The following is a 17621-nucleotide window of genomic DNA, read 5'->3' as shown; positions in this document are numbered from 1 at the left end:
CTACTTGACCTTGTCGGCGGCGGCGGCCAGCTGCGGCACGTACTTGTCGAGCATCCACGGGATGGCGAGGACGCTGGGAGCGCTGGTGGCGGCGACGAAAGACTCTCCGACGATGGGCGCGAAGCGGCCCTCCTTGATGGTGGGCATGGCGGCGACCAGCGGGTCGGCCGTGAATGCATCGACGGAGGACTGCTTGTCGAAGTACATCACCAGCAGATCCGTGTCGATCTTGGAGAGGTTCTCGTAGCTGAGCTGGAAGAAGAAGCTGCCGTCGTCCTTGGTGGTGTCCAGCCCGGCGATGCTCGGCGAGTTCTTCAGGCCGAGCTCGTTGAGCAGCTGCACGCGCGGGTCCTCGGCGCGGTACACGTTGAGCACGCCCGGCTCGTTGGCCGCGGCGTAGAAGAACGTCTTGTCCTTCAGCACCGGATACTTCGCGGCGAGCGCCGAGACGTTCTCCTTCGTCTTCGTGACGAGGGCGTCCGCCTTGTCGGACAGGCCGAGCGCCTTGCCGACGATCGCGGTCTGGTCCTGCCAGCTGGTCGCCCACGGCTTGTCCGGGTACGCGACCACGGGGGCGATCTTGCTGAGCGTGTCGAACTCGGTCTGGGTCAGGCCGGAGTACGGCGCCAGGATCACGTCGGGCTTGGCCTTCACGAATGCCTCGAACGGCACCTCGCCGGTGTCGGAGGCGATGATCTGCGGGGTCTTGCCCTTCAGCTCCTTGATCTTGTCGGCATCCCACGGCAGCACGCCGTCCTTGTCGCCGCCGTAGGTGAACGCGGGCATCGCGACCGGCACGATGCCGAGCGCGAGCACGACATCCTGCGCACCCCAGCCCCAGGTCGCGATGCGCTCCGGCTTGGAGTCGATCGTCGTCTTGCCCAGCGCGCTGTCGATGGTGACCGGGAAGGCTCCCGCGTCGCTGCTGGACGCGCTCTCGTCAGCGGAGCTGCCGGCGCTGCAGCCGGTGAGGACGAGGGCGGCGGAGGCGACGACGGCCGAGGCGATCAGGGCGACACGCGACCGGCGACGGCCGCGGCGAGTGGTTTCGAGCATGGCTCTCCTGGGTTCGGAGGGGTGGAAGGCGTGTCGATCGACACATTAGGGAAGCCTAACCTAAGCATCCCGTGCCCACCACCCGAGCGGCCTCCGCTCAGGCGTCGAGCGCCTCCTGCTCGCGGATCTCGCCCTGCAGATCCCGCAGCGTCGACCGCAGCGCGCGCTCGGCGTCGAGGCCCTGCGCCTTCGCCGACGCGACGATCGCGAGCAGGAGCGGGCCGAGCTCGTCCTCGCTGCTCACGGGCACTCCACCGCCCTCGGCGAGATCGATCAGCCCGACCTTCTGCGCACGGCCCAGCAGCTTGTCGGCCAGGGCCAGGGAGGGCATCGCCTGCGGGATGCCGTCGAGCACGCTCGTGCGACCCGGCTTCTCGGCCTTCTTGAGGTCGTCCCAGAACCCGACGACATCGTCCGCCGTCTCCGCCGTGCGGTCGCCGCCGAACACGTGCGGGTGACGGCCGACCATCTTGGCCGTCATCTGGGCCGCGACATCCTGCAGGTCGAAGTCCTCGCCCGGTGTGTGCGCGGCGATGTCCGCGTGGAACAGCACCTGGTAGAGCACGTCGCCGAGCTCCTCGATCATGTCCTCGCGGGTGCCGCTCTCGATGGCCTCGACCAGCTCGTACGTCTCCTCGATGAGGTACTGGACGAGCGACTCGTGGGTCTGCTCGGCGTCCCACGGGCAGCCGCCCGGAGCGCGGAGCCGTGCCGTCACCGCGACGAGCTCGTCGAGTTTGCTGGGGGCCGTGTCGGTCATCGGTGCTCCTCCTCAGGACTCCCCCATCCTCTCACCGTCGCGCCCGGGCTACGCTGACCGCATGGCCAGTCGCATCGCCCGCGTCACCGTGTCCGTCACCGACCTCGCCGCCTCGCTCGCGCTGTACCGCGACGTGCTCGGCCTCGCCGAGCTCTATGCCGCCGACGACCTGACGATGCTGACGACCGACCCCGGCGACACGACGGGCACGGCGACGCAGGTGCTGCTGCACCGCCGCACGCCGACGCCCGGCGACGCCGGTGTCGCGGTCAGTTTCGCGGTGCCGGATGTCGACGCGGCGACGGATGCCGCCGTCGCCGCCGGAGCCACCGTGCTCGACCCGCCGGCCGACCAGCCGTGGCGCGAGCGCCAGTCGGTGCTGCGCGACCGTGACGGCCACCTCCTCTGCCTCGTCGCACCCCTCCGGTAGACTCGGACCCTGGTGTGCCGGGAAGTCTGGTCGGCGGGTGACGTGATCGCGTCGCTCCTCCGCCCCACCCACCCCGCACCCGGTGCGAGAAGGGCCTCACCCCGATGAGCATCATCCGATCCGAACGCACCGCCGCCGGGCTCCTGCTCGGAGCCGCCGCCCTCGGGCTCCTCCTGGCGAACACCGCCGCCGGTCCGGCCCTGATCGACCTCCAGCACGCGCATCTGGGCTTCGGCCCGGTCGACCTCAGCGTGGGCCACTGGATCAGCGATGGGCTGCTCGCGATCTTCTTCTTCATCGTTGCGGTGGAGCTGAAGCACGAGCTGGTCGCCGGCGAGCTCAACTCGTTCGCGAAGGCGATCCATCCCGCGATCGCCGCCGTCGCGGGGGTCGCCGTGCCCGCGCTCGTCTATCTCGCGTTCAGCGCGGGCAGCGGGCTGGAGTCGGGATGGCCCATCCCGACCGCGACCGACATCGCTTTCGCGCTCGGGGTTCTCGCCGTGTTCGGCCGCGGGCTGCCCAACCGGCTGCGCGTGTTCCTGTTGGCCCTCGCTGTGCTGGACGACCTGATCGCCATCCTGATCATCGCCGTCTTCTTCACCACCGACCCGAACATTCTGGAACTCGTGCTCGCGGCCGTGACCGTGACGGCGTTCGGGCTGCTCAGCCGGATGCTGCGCGGCCGGATGCGCGGGCCCGTGGCAGTGCTGATGGTGCTGATCGCCGTGCTCACCTGGTGGCTGGTCTACGACTCCGGCGTGCACGCCACCATCGCGGGCGTCGCCCTCGGCCTCGTGATGGCCCGCCGCCCCGCCGGACGCGTCACGCACGCGCTGGAGCCGTGGTCGAACGGGCTGATCCTGCCGCTGTTCGCTTTCTCGGCGGCGCTGGTCGTCATCCCTTCGGTCGCGCCGTCGGAGCTCTCCCCGGCTTTCTGGGGCATCCTGATCGCCCTGCCGGTCGGCAAGCTGATCGGCATCACCTTAGGCGGCTGGCTCGGCTCGTTCACCCGCAGCAAGGAGGAGCGGGCGCGCATCTCGCTGTTCGGGCTCGTGGCGATCGGAGCGCTGGGTGGCATCGGCTTCACGGTGTCCCTGCTGATGAACGAGCTGGCGTTCGCCGGCGACGACCTCGTGCGGTCGGAGGGCACGCTGGCCGTGCTGCTCGGTTCCGGCGTCTCGATCGTGCTCGCCGGCGTGCTGGTGTCGCTGCTCGCGCGCCGCTACCGCCGCCTCCACCCGCGTTCGTAGCGGAGGAGATCAGCCCGATAGATCGGCCGGATCTCAGGGAATGGAGGAGATGTCGGGGAATCTACCCGACATCTCCTCCATTAGCAGCGCAACGCAGCGGTCAGGCTGCGGGCTCGGTCGCGGGTTCGGGGACGGGGAAGAGGGCGCCGAGGAGGGTGGCGACCCACTCGATGAGGGCGGCGTCGTCGACGGGCTCGCCGTTCACGCGCGGCAGCGGGACCATGGCGACCTTGGGCGCCGCGTGGTACTTCGACCCCGGGTACATGCGCTGCAGCCGCACCTGGAGGGAGTCGGGCAGGATGGCGGGCGCGAGCCGGAGGTTGGAGCCCATGGCCACGACCTCGCCGAGACCGGCCTTCTGGGCGGCGCGGCGGAGGCGGGACACGGCGACGAGGTTCAGCACCTGCACGGGCGGCTCGCCGTAGCGGTCCGTCATCTCCTCGAGGACGAGGTCGATCTGGCCGTCCTTCGAGGTCGGCGCGCTCGCGGACGACAGCTTCTGGTAGGCCTCGAGCCGCAGCCGCTCGCTGTCGACGTACTCCTCCGGGATGTGCGCATCCACCGGCAGCTCGAGTCGCAGCTCGGTCTGCCCCTCCGCGACCTCGCCGCGGAACGTGGACACGGCCTCGCCGATCATCCGCAGGTAGAGGTCGAAGCCGACGCCGGCGATGTGGCCGGACTGCTCGCCGCCCAGGAGGTTGCCCGCACCGCGGATCTCGAGGTCCTTGAGGGCGACCTGCATGCCGCTGCCGAGGTCGTTGTTGGCCGCGATCGTGGAGAGGCGGTCGTGCGCGGTCTCGCTGAGCGGCTTGTTCTCGTCCCAGAGGAAGTACGCGTACGCCCGCTCGCGGCCACGGCCGACGCGGCCGCGCAGCTGGTGGAGCTGGCTCAGGCCGTACTTGTCGGCGCGGTCGATGATGATCGTGTTCGCGTTCGAGATGTCGAGGCCGGTCTCGATGATCGTCGTCGACACGAGCACGTCGAAGCGGCGCTCCCAGAAGTCGACGACCACCTGCTCCAGCGCGTGCTCGTTCATCTTGCCGTGCGCGACGCCGATGCGCGCCTCCGGCACCAGCTCGGCCAGCTTGGCGGCCGTCGCCGAGATCGACCCGACGCGGTTGTGCACGAAGAACACCTGGCCCTCGCGCAGCAGCTCGCGCCGGATGGCGGCCGCGACCTGCTTGTCCGAGTACGGTCCGACGAACGTGAGGATCGGGTGGCGATCCTCCGGGGGCGTCGCCAGCGTCGACATCTCGCGGATGCCGGTGACGGCCATCTCGAGCGTGCGCGGGATGGGCGTCGCGCTCATCGCCAGGATGTCGACGTTGGTCTTGAGCTTCTTGAGCTGGTCCTTGTGCTCGACGCCGAAGCGCTGCTCCTCGTCGATGATGACGAGGCCGAGGTCCTTGAACGACACCCCCTCGGCGAGGATGCGGTGAGTGCCGATGACGATGTCGACCGTTCCGTCGGCCATGCCCGCCAGGGTCTCCCGCGCCTCCTTGTCGGTCTGGAAGCGGCTCAGCTGGCGCAGGTGCACCGGGAAGCCGGCGAACCGCTCGAGGAAGGTCTCGGCGTGCTGCTTGACGAGCAGCGTGGTCGGAACGAGCATCGCGACCTGCTTGCCGTCCTGGATGGCCTTGAACGCCGCCCGCACCGCGATCTCGGTCTTGCCGAAGCCGACGTCGCCCGAGATGAGGCGGTCCATCGGGATGGGCCGCTCCATGTCGGCCTTCACCTCGTCGATGGTCTGCAGCTGGTCCAGGGTCTCCGCGAACGGGAACGCCTCCTCCAGCTCGTGCTGCCAGGGCGTGTCGGGCCCGAACGCGTAGCCCTTGCTGGCCATGCGCGCGGAGTAGAGCTTGACGAGCTCGACCGCGATGTCGCGGACGGCCTTGCGGGCGCGCCCCTTCGCGGCCGACCAGTCGCTGCCGCCCATCTTGCTCAGCTGCGGGGCCTCCCCGCCGACGTAGCGGCTCAGGAGGTCGAGCTGATCGGTCGGGACGAAGAGTTTGTCGCCGGGGTAGCCGCGCTTGGACGGGGCGTACTCCAGCACGAGGTACTCGCGCTTGGACTTGACCGCGTTACGGCCGCCGCTCGACACCTCGCGCTGCGTCAGCTCGACGAACTTGCCGATGCCGTGCGTCTCGTGCACGACGTAGTCGCCGGGTTTGAGCTGCATCGGGTCGACGACGTTCTTGCGGCGCGCAGCGAGCTTCTTCACCTGGCGCGAGTCGTAGCCGATGGTGCGGCCGTAGAACTCGCTCTCGCCCACCACGGCCAGCTTGATCTCGGGCACCTCGAAGCCGTGCTCGACGTTGGCCTTCAGGAGGTGCGCGATGCCGGGCTCGGGATCGACCGGGAACTCGTCGACCGGGCGCGCGGGCAGCTCGGCCTCGCCCAGCACCTGGGCGGCGCGCTCGACCAGGCCGTTGCCCTCGGCGACGACGGCGACGCGCCAGCCGTCGCGCAGGCGAGCGGCCACGTGGCCGACCGCACCGGAGACGTTGCCCTGGAAGCTCGGGACGGCCTCCGCCGCGATGCGGACCTGGAGGTGCTCCTCGATCTCGCGATGCTCGGGCAGGATGTCGTCCGCCTGGAACCCGCTCATCGTCCACCACGGGTGGTCCTGCGCGGGCGCGCCGGGGCGGCTGAACTTCACGGAGTCGTGCAGCTTCTGCAGCGTGAGGAAGTCGCCCGCGGCCAGGTCGATCGGGGCCGCGGCGCCCACGGTCGCGGCACTCCACGCGGCGGAGAGGAACTCGCGGTTCGTCTCCGCGAGGCTGACGGCGCGGGAGGCTACCCGCTCCGGCGAGAACACGGCGACGGCGGCGCCGTCGGGCAGGTAATGGGTGAGCGGGACGAGCCGGTCGACCAGGGCGGGGGCGAGCGACTCCATCCCCTCCACCGGGATGCCCTCGCCGATCTTGGCGAGCATCCCGGACAGGCTCGGGAACTCGTGCTCCATCTCCCGGGCGCGCTGGCGGACCGACTCGCTGAGCAGCAGCTCGCGGCTCGGCGGCAATGCGACCGACGGGATGGGCTCGGGCAGGGAGCGCTGATCGGCCACCGAGAAGGCGCGGATCTGCTCCACCTCGTCGCCGAAGAAGTCGACGCGATAGGGGTGGTCGGCCGTGGGCGGGAAGACGTCGAGGATGCCGCCGCGCACCGCGAACTCGCCGCGGCGCGTGACCATGTCGACGCGCGCATAGGCGAGGTCGACCAGTTGCGAGGCGAGGCCCGCGAGGTCGAAGCCGCGGCCTCCCGCGACGAGGTCGGTCGTCGCGTAGTCGGTCAGGTTGTCGGCCAGCGGCTGCAGGGCGGCCCGAACCGAGGCGACGAGGACGAACGGCGTCGTGCGGTCCCCGGTGCCCCAGTCGACGAGGCGGCGCAGGGCGGTGAGTCGCTTGCCGACGATCTCGGCGCTCGGGCTGAGGCGCTCGTGCGGGAGCGTCTCCCAGGCGGGGAACTCCACGATCTCCGCCTCGGGCAGTACGCATGGCAGTGCAGCGCGGACGGCCTCCGACTCGCGGCCCGTGGCGGTGATCACCAGGACCGCCTGCGACGCGTTCTGCTCGGCGCGGCGGCGCACGAGGCCGGCGAGCAGCGGGGCACGCAGTCCGTCTGTGAGCGAGAAGTCGGCGTCGCGGCCGGCGTACGTGAGTGCGTCAGCGAACGTGGAGGCGCGCTGAAGCGCCGTGATCAAGCCCTGGAGTATCACTCGGCAGAGTCTACGCGGCGCCCCCGACAGCGCGGAGAGGGAGGGGCACCAGGCCGCCCGCGGCATCGATCGTCCGCCACAGCACGGGGCCAGGCGTCGCCGCCGTCGCGGAGAACCCGTCGCCGCGGCGCGCATCCAGGCTCAGACCTCCGTGGCGCGGGACGAGACGGGCGTCGCCCGCGAGCACAGTCATCCCGGCGAACCCGTCGAGCTCAGCCACGCCCGCCTTCACCAGAGCCTCCTTGGCCGTCCAGGCCAGCAGGAAGGCGGCCTCGGGGTCGGCGCTCTCGCTCAGGAGGCGACGTTCGGCCGCCGAGAGCGCCGTGTCGATCGGATGGTCTCTATACCGCATGCCCGCCTCGACGTCGACGCCGAGCCTTCTAGACGCGGCCCCGGCTGCGACCATCCCGCGGGCGTGCGACCAGGAGAGGTGGAGGCCGTCGGGGCTCGGCTGCGGGCGTCCGTGCGAGCCGCCGCACGTGTCGCACCGCTGCACGAGCCGCCCGGCCACGAACGGCGCGTCGCTCAGAGCCCGGTGGGCCGCCGCCGCGAGCAGACGGGCGGCGGTGAAGTCGTCGCGATCCGCGGTCGCGCGCAGGCGGTCGCGCCGTTCTGCGGCCTCGGGCGCGAGTGGCTCGTCGGGCAGCGTCGCGAGCACCCGCGCCGTGCGCGCGACGAGCACAAGAGCCGAGCCGGAGGGGACCACGGCTTCACTGTAGGCGAGTGTCACGCTCCGTGGTCGTCAGATCCACCCCTCGAGGGCGCGCATGAAGCCCTCATGGTCGTCGCGGTTGATGACGTGACCCGACCCCTCGACCACGCGCACCGCGAACCCGGCGTCGCGCAGCCCGTCGGCGACCTCCGGCTTCACCAGGTGCGAGTTGTCGGCGAGCATCACGAGCGAGGGAACCATCATGGTCGTCGGCGCGCGCATGACACTCGGCGCGAGCACGCTCGGGATGGCGGCGCGATCGAACGCGCGGAACGACTCGACCTCGATGGCGACGTCGGCCGGATCCCACCGCGGATTGCGCCTGGCGATGCGGGCGGCGGACTGCCGGGCCAGGGTGCGCAGGAAGGCGGGCGCCAGCATCAACTGGAACCAGTTGGCCGCGGGGCACGAGAAGGCCGGGTCCACGTAGACGACGCGCTGCGGCCGCAGCCGTTCGACGGCGAGGCTCACGGTGAGCCCGCCGAGGGAGTGCCCCATCACGAGCTCGGGTTCGGCCGGCACCGTGTCCACGATGTCCTGCGCCATCAGCTCGGCGGAGTACTCGCCGGCGCGCCGGCTGTGCCCGTGGCCGCGCAGATCGACGGCGATCACGTGGTACCCGCGCTCGGCGAGCACCGGCCCGACCCGCCGCCAGTTGCGGGAGTCCGACATCACGCCGTGGACCAGGACCGCGTATCGGTCTCCATGACCCCACTCGCGCGTGAACAGCTCCATGGCGCACACGGTACGACCGCGCGCTGTGCGCCGACTGAACAGTCTCCCGGCACGGCCTGTGCGCGGTTCGGGCGCGATCGCGACATCGGTATCCGCTATTCTTCGGCTCGACGGCGTGCCGGACGCCGCACAGAGGAGCCCCGATGTCCGACTCTCCCGAGCAGCAGCCTGCTCTCCCTCAGCCGTTCGTCCCGCCCGTGGCCCCGCCGCTGTTCGCCCCGCAGGCGTACCCGCAGCAGCAGGCGTACCCGCAGCAGCAGGCGTACCCACAGCAGCAGGCATACCCGCAGCAGTACGGCGTGGCGCCCGGGCCCGGCTGGGCACAGACAGCACCGCAGCCCCCGCGATCGCGGGCCCTCGGCATCGTGTCGATGGCGCTCGCCCTGGCCGTGTTCGTGCTGTCCGTCGTCGCCTCGACCATCGTCGGGGCCGCGGCCGGCCCGCTCGCTCAGCGCACCGCGACTAGTTTCTCCTTCAATACGGGCTCACTGTCGCCGGAGCAGGCGGAGGCGTTCGCGCCGATCGGATTGCTCATGGGCGCGCAGATGCTGCTCGGCACTCTTCTCGGGATCGTCGCCCTGGTGCTCGGCATCGTCGCCGTGGCCACGAAGCGCGGACGCCCCTTCGGCATCGTCGGGATCGTCGCCGCGGCGGCCGCACCGATCGTGTCGTTCATCGTGTACACCGTGGTCCTCGCCGCATCGGTGCCGGCCTAGGCCCCACGCATTCGTGACGAATGTCGGGAAAGCGGCGCGCTTTCGCGACATTCGGCACGAATGTCGGGAGCGCGGAGCCGTCAGCGGGTGGTGTGGAACCGGTTCTGGGCGGCCGTGAGGCCCTCGGCCGCGATCTGCTCCACCGCGTCCGCGGCGTCGCCGACGAGGATCGGGAGGTTCTCGCGCTCCTCCGCGCTGAAGGCCTTGAGCACGTGGTCCGCCGCGGCCTGCGAACCGGGAGGACGGCCGACGCCCACGCGCACGCGGGTGAAGTCGCCGGTGCCGGTCGCCGCGATCACGTCGCGGACGCCGTTGTGGCCGCCGTGGCCGCCGCCGTGCTTGAGGCGCACGGTGTCGAACGGGATGTCGAGCTCGTCGTGCACCACGATCAGGCGCGAGGGATCGAGCGAGTAGAAGCGCAGCAGCTGCGAGACCGGCCCGCCCGACACGTTCATGAAGGTGTTCGGCTTGGCCAGCACGAACCGCGGCCCGCCCGGGGCGAGACGCCCCTCGGCCACGGTGGAGTTCGTCTTGTGGGTCTTGAAGGTGAGGCCACCGCGCGAGGCGAGCTCGTCCAGCACCATCTGACCCACGTTGTGACGGGTGGCGGCGTAGCCGGGCCCGGGGTTACCGAGCCCGACCACGAGCCAGGGTCCGTCCGTCGGACGGGATGATTCCATCGGGAGTGACTACTCCGCGGCCTCGGCGGCGGCAGCGTCGCCCGCAGCCTCGGCGGTCTCGTCGTCGTCGGCGCGCACGGCAGCCGGGACGAGCACGTTGAGGATGAGGAGGTCCTCGTCCTCGGCCAGGGCGGCACCCTTCGGGAGGGTGAAGTCCTTCGCGTGGAACTGGGTGCCCTCGGCGGCGCCCTCCACGTCGAGAACGATGTTCTCGGGGATGTGGGTGGCCTCGACCTCGAGACGGAGGGTGTTGACCTCGAGCACCGCGATGGTGCCCGGGTAGGGCTCGCCCTGCACGTGCACGGGGACCTCGACGGAGACCTTCTCGCCGCTCTTGATGACGATGAGGTCGAGGTGCTCGATGATCTGGAGCACCGGGTCCTTCTGGACGTCCTTGACGAGGACGAGCTGGTCCGTGCCCGCGATGTCGAGCTGGAGGACGGCGTTCGCCTTGCGGAGCAGCAGGCCGACCTGGTGCGCCGGCACGGTGACGTGCTGCGGGTCGGTGCCGTGGCCGTAGATGACGGCGGGGATCTTGCCGGCGGCGCGGATCTTGCGGGCAGCGCCCTTGCCGAAGCTGTCGCGGACCTCTGCGACGACCTTGTTGGACTCGTCAGCCATGATGTTCTCCTTGCCGGCCGGAGGCCGGGGATCGGGGCGAGCGGTGCTCGCAGTGTGGGATTGTCGACTCGAGCGCATCGAGGTGCGCGAGGAAAGACTGCGAAGCCTGCTCCACCGCGTCGATCACGGAAGCCTGCGGAACACCGCCAGCTTCCCTCGCCGAAGTTCGGTGACTGAGTCTACCGGAATTCTGCGCGGGCGCGGTCCGCGATCGTCGCGGCCAGCGCATCCGGGGTCTCGGCGATGCTCAGGCGCAGCCCGGGCTCGTCGTCCTGGAGCGGCTGGAGGGTCGCCAGCTGCGAGGCAAGCAGGGACGGCGGCATGAAGTGGCCGGGGCGCACCATCCGGGCCGCCAGCTCCTCCTCGGTGCCGTCGAGCTCGGCGAAGAGGGTCGCCGGGGCGTGCGAGCGGATGCGGTCCCGGTAGACGCGCTTCAGCGCCGAGCAGGCGAGCACGAGACCGTCGGCCGCCGCCTCGGCGAGGGTCAGCCCGACCGCGTCGAGCCACGGCTCGCGATCCGCGTCCGTCAGCGGGATGCCGGAGGCCATCTTCGCGACGTTGGCGGCGGGGTGCAGCGCATCCCCGTCGACGAAGACCACGCCGAGCTGTTCGGCGACGAGGGCGCCGACCGTGCTCTTGCCCGAGCCCGAGACGCCCATGACCACCACCAGCGGACCCACGGTCGCCCCTTCCGTTCGCGATCCCTCCAGTATGGTGCCGCGCGAGCGGAGGCTCTGCCCGACCGTCATCGGGCGTCGCCGTCGCCTTCACTGCCGGCGTCGGCGCTCCCCGCCCCGAACCGCAGGAGCACCTTGCCCGAGGCGGAGGCGTCGCGCGCGACCTCGAAGGCGCGCAGGGCCTCCTCGGCCGCGAACTCGTGCGTCACGACCGCGGAGACGTCGAGGGAGCCGTCGGCGAGCGCGACGATCACAGCATCGATTTCGTCGACGAACCGGAACGAGCCGACCAACTCCAGCTCGCGCGCGATCGCCCGCGCGACGGGCACCGGCTGGTCTCCGGGAGGGAGCAGACCGACGAGCACGACGCGGCCGCCGCGGGTCGCGCCGCCGATCGCCGCGGCGAGGCCGGGCGCGGTGCCGGACGACTCGATCACGATGTCGGCGTCGACGGCGGCGACGGCCTCCGCGTCGCGCGCATCGATGGTGCGGGTCGCGCCCGCGGCCGACGCGATCGACCGGGGACGTTCGTGGATGTCGGTCGCGACGATCTCGGCCGCCCCGGCCCGGTGCAGCACGGCCACGGCGAGCGCACCGATGGGCCCGCTGCCGATCACGAGCACGCGCTTGCCGCGCACCTCCCCCGCCCGGTGGACGGCGTGCCAGGCGACGGCGGCGGGCTCGGCGAGCGCGGCGGTCCGCAGCGGGATCCCCTCGGGCAGTGCCCGGAGCATCCGCGTCGGGAGGACGACCCGGTCGGCGAAGGCACCGGCGGTGTGCGGGACGCGTGCCGCGCTGCCGAGGTAGGTCGCTCCGGGCGCCAGGTTGGGCCGGTCCTCGGGGTAGCGGGAGCCGTCGCCGGGGAGCGGTGTCGCGGGATGCACGGCGACCGGCGTGCCCGCGGCGGGGCCGGATCCATCGGCCGCGGCAACCTCCACGACGCCGACGACCTCGTGCCCGAGCACCATCGGCGCGCGGAGGATCGACTCCCCCGCCGCTCCGTGGGTCCAGTAGTGCAGGTCCGACCCGCAGACGCCCCCGTAGGCGATGGCGATGACGGCCTCGTCGGGTGCGGGATCGGCGAGCGGGAGGTCCTCGACGCGCAGATCGCCGGCGGCATGGGCGACGACGGCGCGGGTCGTGCGGGTCGCGCTGGTCGTATCCACCGTCACACCACCACCGTCATGCCGCCGTCGACGAAGACGACCTGGCCGTTCACATAATCGGAGGCCGGCGACGAGAGCCACACGGCCGGGCCGACCAGGTCGGCGACCGTCCCCCAGCGTCCGGCGGGCGTGCGCCCGACGATCCAGTCGTTGAACGCCGTGTCGTCGACCAGGTTCTGCGTCATCTCGGTGTGGATGTAGCCGGGCGCGATCGCGTTGATCTGCAGCCCGCTCGCCGCCCACTCCGCCGTCATCGCGCGGGTCAGGTTGCGCAGTCCGCCTTTCGCGGCCGTGTACGGCCCGATGGTCCGGCGGGCGAGGTCGGCCTGCACGGACGCGATGTTGACGATCTTGCCGTGGCCGCGCCCGATCATCCCGCGCGCGACGGTGCGCCCGACGAGGAAGGCACTGGTGAGGTCGGTGCGCAGCACACGGTCCCAGTCCTCGCGACTGACGTCGAGCAGCGGCTCGCGATGCTGGACCCCGGCATTGTTGACCAGGATCTCCAGCGGCCCGACCTCGGCTTCGATGCGGTCGACGGCCACCACGACCGCGCTCTCGTCGGTGATGTCGAAGGCGAGGGCGTGGATGCGGTCGCCGTGCTCGGCCGCGAGCGCCTCCCGGGTCGCCGCGAGCCGGTCGGCGTCGAGCCCGTTGAGCACGACGGTCGCTCCGGCGGCGGCGAGGCCGTCCGCCAGCGCCCGGCCGATACCGCGGCTCGAGCCGGTCACGAGAGCCACACGTCCGGTGAGGTCGAAGGGGTTGGCTGTCATGCTGATCCTCTCTGCAGTCCACCGGTGGCGACCACCGGGTTGGTCAGTTCGCCGAGGCCGTCGATGTGGATGCGCGCCGTGTCCCCGGCCCCGATCGGAACGGCGGTTCCTGGGCAGCCGGTCAGCACCACGTCGCCCGGGCCGAGTTCGAGCACGCCCGTCAGATAGACGAGCAGTTCGACGACGCCGCGTGCGAGTCCGTCGACCGATCCGGTGGCGACTCCCCCGCCGGCCTCGGCGCGGATGCCGAGACCCGCGGGTTCGAGGCCGGTCTCGATCCACGGCCCGAGCGGCGTGAAACCATCACCGTTCTTGGCCTGCGTCAGGAGGGAGTCGCGCGCGATCTGGTCGACCGCCGTGACGTCGTTCCCGATCGTGAACCCGAGCACGTGCGCCGCGACGTCCTCCGCCCGCAGATGCCGTGCGCGGCGGCGCACGACGACCGCGAGCTCCCCCTCCGCGGCCACCGCGCCGACGGCCGGGTCGAGCACGATCGGATCGCCCGGCCCGACGACCGTGCGGGCCGACTTGGCGAAGGCCTGCGGCGGGAGCTCCGCGTCGGCGGCGCCGGAGTTGTGCGCCATCCCGAGCACGATCCGCGGCTCGACGGGGGCCGCGAGCGGGGCGTCGGCGGCGAAGCGCTCACCGGTTCGGCGCGGAGCATCGGCGAACAGGTCGTCGATCGCGTGCCACTCCCCGTCCGACCACTCGGCCGGGACGGCCCCGAGGTCCGTGCGGACGCGGGCGAGCCGCATCAGCGGGTACGCGTCGCGGCGAGCGTGCGCTGGTGCTCGCGGCGCGACACCGTCGGCGAGGGCCGGCTCGTGACGTCGACGTACGAGTCGTCGATCGCGTCGGTGAGGAGGTTGAGGTCGCGGGCCCGCGTCTCCGGCGTGACGAAGGTCGCCCAGAGGGTGATCGCGGTCAGCACCAGGACGTAGATGGCGAGCGGCCACCACGAGTTGCCGAAGGCTCCGAGCAGCACGGCGCCGATCAGCGGCGCGATGCCGCCGGCGAGCACCGCGCTGAACTCGCGCGAGATCGCCACGCCGATGTAACGGCGGCGGTTGCCGAACAGCTCCGGGAGGGTGGCGCACTGCGCGCCGAGCATCACGTTCACGCCGACGCCGTAGGTGATGGCGAGCACCGGGATGATCAGCCAGACCAAGCCCATCGACATCAGCCACCAGGCGGGGATCGCCAGGACGAGCTGGATGATCGCACCGATGCGGTAGACGCGCATGCGGCCGAAGCGGTCGCTGAGGCTGCCCGCGAACGGGATGACGAAGATGCCGAGGGCGGCGCCGATGGCGATCGCGAGCGGCCCCATCCACGGCTCGGCCCCGACCACGGTGGTCACGAAGGTCACCGCGAGGGTCTGGTACAGCGCGGATCCGCCGTTCTCGGCCATCCGCAGGCCGATGCCGCGGATGATCGTGCGCCACGACTGGGTGAACGCCTCGCCGAGCGGGTTCTTCGCGACCTGCTCCTGCGCCTCGAGGGTGATGAAGGCCGGCGACTCGCGGAGGCGGAGGCGGATGAAGATGGCGACGATGATCAGGAGCACCGAGGCCAGGAACGGGATGCGCCACAGCCAGTCGTGCACGATCTGCGGGTCCACCAGGCCGAGCAGGAAGAAGACGACCGAGGCCAGGATGGTCCCGACCATGATGCCGACGAACGGCAGCGAGGCGAAGTAGCCGCGGCGGCGGACCGGCGCGTACTCGGCCATCAGCGTGGTCGCGCCGGCCTGCTCCGCCCCCGCGCCGAAGCCCTGGAGCAGGCGCAGGATCACGAGGAGGATCGGCGCCCAAATGCCGATCTGCTCTCCCGTCGGCAGTACGCCGATCAGCGTGCTCGCCCCGCCCATGAGGGAGATCGTGACGATCAGGACGGTCTTGCGGCCGATCTTGTCTCCGAGCGCTCCGAAGAACAGGCCACCGAACGGCCGGGCGAAGAAGCCGACCGCGTAGGTGGCGAACGCGGCGGCGACCGCAGCGCCCGGGCCGAGGGCCGGGAAGAACAGCTGCCCGAACACGAGTGCGGAGGCCAGGCCGTACAGGGCGAAGTCGTAGTACTCCAGCGCGCTTCCGACACTGGAGGCCAGGGTGGCGCGGCGCAGATTGGCCGCGTAGTCGGGGTCGTTCGAACCGCGCAGTTCGCTCGCAGAGCGGTCAGTGCTCATGGGGTTGTCCTCCTGCACAGGACCCCGTCGGCATCGTCGCGTGACGTCGTCGCGTGACATCGTCGTCCGGGGGTCGGCTTGCACGGGCGTCGTCGCCCGCTGAGGTCGACCATAACACTCTGCTGAACACGGTTCAACCCACTGAACACTTTTCGAACGCGTCGGAGCGCATCAGGTGACGATGTGACCCGTCAGCGCCTCGGTCGCCAGGTTCATCGGGTTCGACATCCGGCGCCCGACGATGTGGAGCTCGGTGAGCAGCTCGGCGAGCACCTCGTCGGTGAACGCGGACTCCAGCAGCGAGGCGCCGAGCGCGAGCGAGACCTCGCCGCTCGACTGCGGCGGGACCACGACGGCGAACCCGGCGAGCCCCGGATAGACCTCGCCGTGGTCGAGGCTGTAGCCGCGCTCGCGGGTCGCGTCGATCTTCGCGATCAATCCGTCGAGGGAGGTCGTGGAGCGGTCGGTGAACGCCGGCCGCGTCTCGTCGTCGGCGAAGCGGCGCGCGATCTCGTCGTTGCTCAGCTCGGCGAGCAGGGCGTTGCCGACGGCCGTGATGGAGGCCGGATAGCGGGAGCCGATGCCGGCCGAGAGGCGGAACGGCGCGCGGCCCACGTGCGCACCCACGTAGATGACGTGCGTCCCGTCCAGCACCGCGAGCTGCGTGCGCTCGTGTCGCAGGATCTCGGAGTCAGCGCAGGCGCGGTAGAACTCGAGCACGGGATCGAACGCGCGGAGGTACGCCCCGCCCAGCTCGACGACCTTGCGGCCCAGCACGTAGCCGGTGTCGCTGCGGCGCACCAGGCCGCCCTCCTCCAGCGCGGAGATCACGTTGAGGGTCGACGACTTCGCGGCGCCGAGGCCGCGCGCCAGCTCGCTCAGGGTCAGCGGCTCACCGAGCGCGTCGCCGAGCAGGTCGAGCACCCGCACGGCCCGCGCGACCGCGGGAGCCTTCTCTGCGGCATCGGACATGTCGGCTCCTCATCGGTCGTCGCCGCGTCAGTAGAAGTCGACGGTGTCGACCCGGTTGCGCAGCGGGCGCCCATCCAGCAGGCGCGTAGCGTTGTCTGCGAACAATTCTGCGATGCGCCGCTCTTCGCCGGTCGTCAACGCGGCCGTGTGCGGGCTGATCAGCACGCGCGGGTGCGTCCACAACGGGCTCTCCTGCGGCAGCGGCTCGACCGCTGTGACGTCGAGGGCGGCGAAGCCGACCCGTCCGGCGTCGAGTGCGGCGAGCAAGGCCTCCTCGTCGATCACGGTGCCGCGGCCGACGTTGACCACCGTCACCCCGGGCTTCGCGGCCTCGAAGAAGGAGGCGCCCAGCATGCGCTCGGTCGCGGCCGTCCCGGGGAGGGCGACCACCACGGCGTCGACGCGGCCGGCGACCTCCGCGATCGCGGCCGGGCTCACCACCTCGTCGACGTCGGGCACGGCGCGTTCGTGACGGGAGGTCCCGATCACGTGCGCGCCGAACGCCTTCAGCAACCGGGCGACCTCCGCCCCGATGCCGCCGAGGCCGAGGACGAGGACGGTCTGCTCGGCCAGCTGTCCCATCCCCCAGCGTCCGGGCCATTGACGGTCGCGCTGGTCGGCCGCCAGGCGCGGAAGGTCCTTCGCTCCGGCGAGCAGGCCGAACAGGGCGAACTCGGCGAGCGGCCCGCCGTGCACTCCGGCAGAGGTCGTGAAGGCGACGCGCTCCAGCTCCGCCTCGGTGAGGCCGGCGGCCTTGACGGTGCCGCCGCCTCCCGCGGCCATCGTGTGCATCCAGCGGAGGCCGGGGTTCGCGCGCACGGCGCGGGCGATCTGCGCGGGGTCGAGGTCGGGGACGCCGTACACGGCGTCGGCCGCATCGATCATCGCCTCGAAGCGCTCCTGCTGCTCGGGCGTCCGGCGGAAGGCGGGATCCCCGCCGAAATCGGCCGGGTGCCGCATCGGCGGCAGCAGCTCGGGGTCGTGGTCCAGGCGGATGCGCGGCTCGCGCTCCACCAGGAGGTCGGCGTGCTCGGGCTTCAGGGGCGTCGCCACGGCGACGCGGAGCTCGGTTGTGGTCACCTTCGTCCTCACTGTCTGCGGGGTAGAGTCCGGTAGACGGACACAGTCTATCAAGAATTCACTCTACTGAACCGCGTTCACTATACTGAT

The 17621-nt window shown here is 71.4% G+C and carries 17 protein-coding genes; 3 read left to right on the top strand and 14 right to left on the bottom strand.

Features of this window, described 5'->3' with window-relative positions:
* Positions 1 to 1056 carry an iron-siderophore ABC transporter substrate-binding protein gene (locus HNR14_RS15405; RefSeq protein ID WP_179701737.1) on the bottom strand — a complete coding sequence of 352 codons (1056 nt, stop codon included), beginning with the start codon at positions 1054 to 1056 and terminating at the stop codon, positions 1 to 3.
* Between the two features lie 97 nt (positions 1057 to 1153).
* On the bottom strand, positions 1154 to 1816 hold the full coding sequence (locus HNR14_RS15400; protein ID WP_179701736.1) for a nucleoside triphosphate pyrophosphohydrolase: 663 nt from the start codon (positions 1814 to 1816) through the stop codon (positions 1154 to 1156).
* Positions 1817 to 1877: 61 nt separating this feature from the next.
* Between HNR14_RS15400 and HNR14_RS15395 the strand changes: the two genes are divergently transcribed.
* Together HNR14_RS15395 and HNR14_RS15390 are read left to right on the top strand one after the other, a co-directional pair.
* Positions 1878 to 2246 (top strand): VOC family protein, encoded by a 369-nt coding sequence (locus tag HNR14_RS15395; RefSeq protein WP_179701735.1) that lies wholly within the window; start codon positions 1878 to 1880, stop codon positions 2244 to 2246.
* A 104-nt stretch (positions 2247 to 2350) separates the two neighbouring features.
* On the top strand, positions 2351 to 3496 hold the full coding sequence (locus HNR14_RS15390) for a Na+/H+ antiporter NhaA (RefSeq protein WP_179701734.1): 1146 nt from the start codon (positions 2351 to 2353) through the stop codon (positions 3494 to 3496).
* Positions 3497 to 3596: 100 nt separating this feature from the next.
* Here the strand turns inward: HNR14_RS15390 and mfd are convergent, their stop codons facing one another.
* Genes mfd through HNR14_RS15375 form a run of 3 tightly spaced genes read right to left on the bottom strand, consistent with a single transcriptional unit; the run spans position 3597 to position 8661 of the window.
* Complete coding sequence (gene mfd, locus HNR14_RS15385) at positions 3597 to 7214, bottom strand: transcription-repair coupling factor (protein WP_179701733.1); 3618 nt, start codon at positions 7212 to 7214, stop codon at positions 3597 to 3599.
* A 10-nt stretch (positions 7215 to 7224) separates the two neighbouring features.
* Complete coding sequence (locus tag HNR14_RS21415) at positions 7225 to 7920, bottom strand: 4'-phosphopantetheinyl transferase superfamily protein (RefSeq protein WP_179701732.1); 696 nt, start codon at positions 7918 to 7920, stop codon at positions 7225 to 7227.
* Between the two features lie 36 nt (positions 7921 to 7956).
* Complete coding sequence (locus HNR14_RS15375) at positions 7957 to 8661, bottom strand: alpha/beta fold hydrolase (protein WP_179701731.1); 705 nt, start codon at positions 8659 to 8661, stop codon at positions 7957 to 7959.
* Between the two features lie 143 nt (positions 8662 to 8804).
* On the opposite strand from HNR14_RS15375, the gene HNR14_RS15370 reads away from it, so the two are divergent.
* Positions 8805 to 9377 carry a hypothetical protein gene (locus HNR14_RS15370; protein ID WP_179701730.1) on the top strand — a complete coding sequence of 191 codons (573 nt, stop codon included), beginning with the start codon at positions 8805 to 8807 and terminating at the stop codon, positions 9375 to 9377.
* An 80-nt stretch (positions 9378 to 9457) separates the two neighbouring features.
* Here HNR14_RS15370 and pth read toward each other — a convergent pair whose 3' ends face one another.
* The 9 genes from pth to HNR14_RS15325 form a co-directional block, all read right to left on the bottom strand.
* On the bottom strand, positions 9458 to 10057 hold the full coding sequence (gene pth / locus HNR14_RS15365) for an aminoacyl-tRNA hydrolase (RefSeq protein ID WP_179701729.1): 600 nt from the start codon (positions 10055 to 10057) through the stop codon (positions 9458 to 9460).
* A gap of 9 nt (positions 10058 to 10066) precedes the next feature.
* Positions 10067 to 10678, bottom strand: coding sequence for a 50S ribosomal protein L25/general stress protein Ctc (locus tag HNR14_RS15360; protein ID WP_179701728.1), 612 nt, complete (start codon positions 10676 to 10678; stop codon positions 10067 to 10069).
* A gap of 179 nt (positions 10679 to 10857) precedes the next feature.
* Positions 10858 to 11358, bottom strand: a complete 501-nt coding sequence (locus HNR14_RS15355) for a gluconokinase (protein ID WP_343064509.1) — start codon at positions 11356 to 11358, stop codon at positions 10858 to 10860.
* A gap of 65 nt (positions 11359 to 11423) precedes the next feature.
* Complete coding sequence (locus HNR14_RS15350) at positions 11424 to 12527, bottom strand: zinc-binding dehydrogenase (RefSeq protein WP_179701726.1); 1104 nt, start codon at positions 12525 to 12527, stop codon at positions 11424 to 11426.
* Positions 12524 to 13294: an SDR family oxidoreductase gene (locus HNR14_RS15345; protein ID WP_179701725.1), complete on the bottom strand. Its 771-nt coding sequence runs from the start codon at positions 13292 to 13294 to the stop codon at positions 12524 to 12526. The genes HNR14_RS15350 and HNR14_RS15345 overlap by 4 nt, the downstream gene beginning before the upstream one ends.
* Complete coding sequence (locus HNR14_RS15340; protein WP_179701724.1) at positions 13291 to 14049, bottom strand: fumarylacetoacetate hydrolase family protein; 759 nt, start codon at positions 14047 to 14049, stop codon at positions 13291 to 13293. Before HNR14_RS15340 ends, HNR14_RS15345 begins: the two co-directional genes overlap by 4 nt.
* Complete coding sequence (locus tag HNR14_RS15335; protein ID WP_179701723.1) at positions 14049 to 15479, bottom strand: MFS transporter; 1431 nt, start codon at positions 15477 to 15479, stop codon at positions 14049 to 14051. Before HNR14_RS15335 ends, HNR14_RS15340 begins: the two co-directional genes overlap by 1 nt.
* A 171-nt stretch (positions 15480 to 15650) precedes the next feature.
* Complete coding sequence (locus HNR14_RS15330; protein WP_179701722.1) at positions 15651 to 16451, bottom strand: IclR family transcriptional regulator; 801 nt, start codon at positions 16449 to 16451, stop codon at positions 15651 to 15653.
* Positions 16452 to 16478: 27 nt separating this feature from the next.
* Entirely contained in the window at positions 16479 to 17531 is a 1053-nt protein-coding gene (locus HNR14_RS15325) for a D-2-hydroxyacid dehydrogenase (RefSeq protein ID WP_343064508.1), read from the bottom strand.
* Between the last annotated feature and the right edge of the window lie 90 nt (positions 17532 to 17621).

The organism is Leifsonia naganoensis (assembly GCF_013410615.1).
GTDB lineage: Bacteria > Actinomycetota > Actinomycetes > Actinomycetales > Microbacteriaceae > Leifsonia > Leifsonia aquatica.
This window is presented reverse-complemented; position numbering and strand designations above follow the sequence as displayed.

Bases quoted from the DNA above. Each gene is read 5' to 3' on its own strand.
- HNR14_RS15400 (WP_179701736.1), bottom strand. From the start codon at position 1,816: ATGACCGACACGGCCCCCAGCAAACTCGACGAGCTCGTCGCGGTGACG.
- pth (WP_179701729.1), bottom strand. From the start codon at position 10,057: ATGGAATCATCCCGTCCGACGGACGGACCCTGGCTCGTGGTCGGGCTC.
- HNR14_RS15335 (WP_179701723.1), bottom strand. From the start codon at position 15,479: ATGAGCACTGACCGCTCTGCGAGCGAACTGCGCGGTTCGAACGACCCC.
- HNR14_RS15345 (WP_179701725.1), bottom strand. From the start codon at position 13,294: ATGACAGCCAACCCCTTCGACCTCACCGGACGTGTGGCTCTCGTGACC.
- HNR14_RS15340 (WP_179701724.1), bottom strand. From the start codon at position 14,049: ATGCGGCTCGCCCGCGTCCGCACGGACCTCGGGGCCGTCCCGGCCGAG.
- HNR14_RS15405 (WP_179701737.1), bottom strand. From the start codon at position 1,056: ATGCTCGAAACCACTCGCCGCGGCCGTCGCCGGTCGCGTGTCGCCCTG.
- HNR14_RS15330 (WP_179701722.1), bottom strand. From the start codon at position 16,451: ATGTCCGATGCCGCAGAGAAGGCTCCCGCGGTCGCGCGGGCCGTGCGG.
- HNR14_RS15370 (WP_179701730.1), top strand. From the start codon at position 8,805: ATGTCCGACTCTCCCGAGCAGCAGCCTGCTCTCCCTCAGCCGTTCGTC.
- HNR14_RS15375 (WP_179701731.1), bottom strand. From the start codon at position 8,661: ATGGAGCTGTTCACGCGCGAGTGGGGTCATGGAGACCGATACGCGGTC.
- HNR14_RS15360 (WP_179701728.1), bottom strand. From the start codon at position 10,678: ATGGCTGACGAGTCCAACAAGGTCGTCGCAGAGGTCCGCGACAGCTTC.
- HNR14_RS15390 (WP_179701734.1), top strand. From the start codon at position 2,351: ATGAGCATCATCCGATCCGAACGCACCGCCGCCGGGCTCCTGCTCGGA.
- HNR14_RS15395 (WP_179701735.1), top strand. From the start codon at position 1,878: ATGGCCAGTCGCATCGCCCGCGTCACCGTGTCCGTCACCGACCTCGCC.